The sequence below is a fragment of the Bradyrhizobium manausense genome (genome assembly GCF_001440035.1).
In the GTDB taxonomy this organism is placed as follows: Bacteria; Pseudomonadota; Alphaproteobacteria; order Rhizobiales; family Xanthobacteraceae; genus Bradyrhizobium; species Bradyrhizobium manausense.
Genome location: NZ_LJYG01000108.1, coordinates 416,611 through 419,633 on the forward strand (window position 1 = coordinate 416,611; position 3,023 = coordinate 419,633).

At 63.1% G+C, this 3,023-nt stretch carries 5 protein-coding genes; 4 read left to right on the plus strand and 1 reads right to left on the minus strand.

Going from position 1 to position 3,023, the window contains the following annotated elements:
- A partial coding sequence (locus tag AOQ71_RS48910; RefSeq protein ID WP_488226154.1) for an acyl-CoA synthetase family protein occupies positions 1-862 on the plus strand: 862 nt, incomplete at its 5' end.
- Between the two features lie 109 nt (positions 863-971).
- Complete coding sequence (locus AOQ71_RS32065) at positions 972-1,274, plus strand: hypothetical protein (protein WP_011087444.1); 303 nt, start codon at positions 972-974, stop codon at positions 1,272-1,274.
- Positions 1,275-1,278: 4 nt separating this feature from the next.
- Here AOQ71_RS32065 and AOQ71_RS32070 read toward each other — a convergent pair whose 3' ends face one another.
- Positions 1,279-1,497, minus strand: a complete 219-nt coding sequence (locus AOQ71_RS32070; RefSeq protein ID WP_057756704.1) for a hypothetical protein — start codon at positions 1,495-1,497, stop codon at positions 1,279-1,281.
- 346 nt (positions 1,498-1,843) lie between these two features.
- Between AOQ71_RS32070 and AOQ71_RS32075 the strand changes: the two genes are divergently transcribed.
- Together AOQ71_RS32075 and AOQ71_RS44135 are read left to right on the plus strand one after the other, a co-directional pair.
- Entirely contained in the window at positions 1,844-2,431 is a 588-nt protein-coding gene (locus AOQ71_RS32075; protein WP_057755630.1) for a formyltransferase family protein, read from the plus strand.
- 197 nt (positions 2,432-2,628) lie between these two features.
- Positions 2,629-2,979 (plus strand): hypothetical protein, encoded by a 351-nt coding sequence (locus tag AOQ71_RS44135; RefSeq protein ID WP_083514634.1) that lies wholly within the window; start codon positions 2,629-2,631, stop codon positions 2,977-2,979.
- The last annotated feature ends 44 nt before the right edge of the window (positions 2,980-3,023 follow it).

Sequence of the window (3,023 nt, forward strand, 5' to 3'; positions counted from 1 at the left end):
GCCGCTCAGCGCCGACACCCAGGCCTGGTTCAACGCGCGCTTCACTGCGCTGTCGCAGCTCAACGGCAGCAAGGCGCAGGCCGACATCTGGTGGGCGAACATCTCCGGCGGCACCGATTTCGCCGGCGCCTTCATCGGCGGCAACAGGGAATTGCCGCAGACGCCGGGCGCGATGCAATGCCGCCTGCTCGGCGCGGCCGTGGAAGCGTTCAGCGAACAGGGCCGCGCCGTGACGGGCGAGGTCGGCGAGCTCGTCTGCACCGAGCCGATGCCGTCGATGCCGCTCTATTTCTGGAACGACAAGGGCAACGCGCGCTATCTCGCCAGCTATTTCGAGACCTATCCCGACAATTTCGACGGCAGCGGCCGCGGCCCGGTGTGGCGGCACGGCGACTGGCTCAAGATCAATCCGGATGGCTCCTGCGTGATCTACGGCCGCAGCGATGCGACGATCAACCGGCACGGGCTGCGCATGGGCACCAGCGAGCTCTATTCCGCCATCGAGGCGCTGCCGGAGGTGCTCGACAGCCTCGTCGTCGACCTCGAATATCTCGGCCGCGACAGCTACATGCCGCTGTTCGTCGTGCTGCGCGAGGGTGTCGCCTTGGATGGCGCAATGCAGGCGAAGATCAACAAGGCGATCGAGGCCCGCCTCTCACGCCGCTTCCTGCCGAATGAGATCTTTGCCGTCGCCGAGATCCCGCGCACGCTGTCGGGCAAGAAGCAGGAGCTGCCGATCAAGAAGCTGCTGCTCGGCCAGCCCGTCGAGAAGGTCATCAACAAGGAAGCGATGGCCAATCCGGCCTGCCTTGATTGGTATCTTGCGTTTGCCCGGGACTATCTGGCCCGAACCGCGGCCTGATCCCGGGCTGATCGGACCAATTGCACCTTCGGCATTTGCACTCCGTTCACCGATGACAGCTAGACGGGTCAGGATCCCTGCAACGAGCAGCACGCCCGAACAGCACACTATGGCCGACCTCAACGCTGTCCTCACCCGGCTCAACGACCGCCTGCTTCGCCTCGAAGGCGAGCTGTTCGTGCTGCGCTCGCTGGCGCGCGCGACGTTGACGGCAGGCGACGACCACGCGGCGCGGATGCGCAAGCTGGTCGAGGCCGCCAAGGTCGCGCTCGATGACGAGGCCAAACGCGAGCTCGACAAGCCCACGCGCAAATATGTCGACGCGGCAACGGCGCTGGTGGAGGAATTGCTGGTCGAGCCGACCCCGGCGCGGCCGCTGTTCACCGTGATCGATGGCGGACGGCGCGACTAAAGCGTCAGATGTCGTTGGATTCAGCCTTCAGCCGGCTGAGACCTTCCTCGATGATCGCGATCTCCTCGTTGATCTTGCTGATCGGCAGGCTCAAATCGTACGCGCCTGACCTGCCCTTCAGGTCAACGGCGAGCCGCTGCCTGTGCATCATCAGCTCGTCGAGGCCACGGCGGTTCTTCAGCCGCACATAGGCGTCCACGATCTGCGCAATTGCGTTCGACATGACATCGGTCCCGGCAAAAATGCCCGCGCGGCGCACCCACGCCGGCGGGACATTTTTGGTGTCGCGGTACGCAATACAAATCCGCGACGGATTCGTCGATACGACAACTGGGTTGAGAACGTGTTACCGTTTGATGATCCGGTGCGGCGGACAACGACAAGGCCGCTGCTCGGCCCAAGGTCACAGTGCGCTTATGGAAGCTCCGGAACGGCCAATGGTGCGATCGCCGCGTTCATCAGTCCTGCCCTGCATTGTTGATAACCCCCGCAAACGCCGGGCGGGTGGTGACAGGGCACCCGGACGTGTTATCGGGGGATGACGCAGTTGCGAGACGGATCAGACACCCATGCGCATTACCCTCGTCGGCTCCCGCCATTTCGGCGTGACCACCCTGAACATGCTTCGCGAACACGGCGTCGGGGTCGTGCGGGTCGTGGTGGCTGACGCGGACGACCGCCTTGCCGCGACGGCCAAGGCCGCCGGCATCGAGGTGGTGGTGCAGGCCAATCCCAAGCTGGTGGTGGCCTCCGAGATTGCCCCCGACACCGATCTGATCATCACCGCCCACAGTCATGCCCGGGTTGGCAAGGACGCGCTCGCAGCCAGCAAGCTCGGCGGGATCGGCTACCACCCCTCGCTGCTGCCGCGCCATCGCGGCAAGGCCGCGGTGGAATGGACCATCAAGGAAGGCGACCCGATCGCCGGCGGCACCATCTATCACCTCGCCGACCGCATGGACGCCGGCGCCATCGCCGCTCAGGACTGGTGCTTCGTGAAGAAGGGCGAGACCGCTCGCGAGCTCTGGGAGCGTGCGCTGGCCCCGCTGGGGCTCAAGCTGCTCGCCGACGTGATCGACTACGCCAAGGTCCACAAGGCGTTGCCGGCCAAGACTCAGGACGAGCAGTTCGCGACCTCAGCGCCAAGTCTTTCCTAGGAGGTCTTTCCTGAGTCGCTTCTCGCGTTAAGGATGAACGTGAGGCCGCATTGATTCTGCTTCAAAAATCGGAGCCAAGATCGCAAATAAACCATTGTTTCCACTGGAACAATTTTCGCAATTGCATCGCACCAAATTTCCGTCACATTTGGCCCGAATAACAGTCAGCATATCAGACACATTCAAGGACGGAATTCATGCGTTTTGGTCGCATTGCGGCGTTCTGTGCCGCTTCAATTGTTACTGCCAGCCTCGCCGCTCCCGCTTTCGCCCAGACTCCCTATGACGGCAATTGGCACGTCACCATCGTGACCAAGACCGGTTCCTGCGAGCCGACCGCAAGCTCCATGCTGACGGTCGCCGACGGCAAGATCACCGCGCCCGGCGCTAACGTTTCCGGCACCATCGGCAGTGGGGGTCTTGTGAAAGTTTCGATCAATGGTGCATATGCCAACGGTCAACTCAGCGGCAATGCCGGATCGGGGAAGTGGAATGGAGCATCTGCAGGTATACCGTGCAGCGGGCGGTGGGAAGCATCGCGCCAATAAGCAATTCGGAACTGGTGTCCTCAATCGGCGGCTGCTCATGGCGG

What these genes read in the sequence shown, in the direction of transcription:
- AOQ71_RS44135 (WP_083514634.1), top strand. Translation starts at nt 2,629, where the DNA reads ATGCGTTTTGGTCGCATTGCGGCGTTCTGTGCCGCTTCAATTGTTACT.
- AOQ71_RS32065 (WP_011087444.1), top strand. Translation starts at nt 972, where the DNA reads ATGGCCGACCTCAACGCTGTCCTCACCCGGCTCAACGACCGCCTGCTT.
- AOQ71_RS32070 (WP_057756704.1), bottom strand. Translation starts at nt 1,497, where the DNA reads ATGTCGAACGCAATTGCGCAGATCGTGGACGCCTATGTGCGGCTGAAG.
- AOQ71_RS32075 (WP_057755630.1), top strand. Translation starts at nt 1,844, where the DNA reads ATGCGCATTACCCTCGTCGGCTCCCGCCATTTCGGCGTGACCACCCTG.